Annotated in this window: 1 pseudogene; it reads right to left on the reverse strand. The window is 70.9% G+C overall.

Going from position 1 to position 509, the window contains the following annotated elements:
* Positions 1–509, reverse strand: a pseudogene (locus HUK84_RS22690) (OPT family oligopeptide transporter); the annotation flags it as partial.

A 509-nucleotide genomic window follows, 5' to 3' on the forward strand; every position in this document is an offset into this window, starting at 1 on the left:
GCCGCGATCGCCGGCCTGGATCGCCTCGGCCGCCGCGACGCCGGCGGGCCAGGCGCCATCGGCGGGAAAGACGCGCGTGCCGAACAGGCGATAGAGCAGGAAGGCATCGAGAAAGGTCGCAAGCGTGACCCCGGCGAACAGCGGGAACACGAGGCCGGGCATGCCCAGGAGAAACGGAATGCCGATCGGCAGCAGCATGGCGTTCGCGGCGCCGAAGCATGCGGCGGACACCGCGCTCTGGGCCAGGTTCTGGACATGCACCGACCGATAGCGGCGGAATCCCGGCAGGCGCAGCCGCCCCAGCGTCATGGCCACCAGCGCGCCGATCAGGCCGGTATTGGGCGTGACGCCGAGCGTGACCAGAAGCTGGAGCCCCACGACCGCCCCGCCGATCGACAGGACGAGGATCATCAGCAGGATCGCCGGTTCCTGGATACGCGGATGGGTCGGCGTATCGGGTGCGTCGGCAGCGGGGCCGCGATCGGTCATGTCGCGGCAGGAGGCGCGCG

The sequence above is a fragment of the Nguyenibacter vanlangensis genome, from assembly GCF_013376155.1.
In the GTDB taxonomy this organism is placed as follows: Bacteria; Pseudomonadota; Alphaproteobacteria; order Acetobacterales; family Acetobacteraceae; genus Gluconacetobacter; species Gluconacetobacter vanlangensis.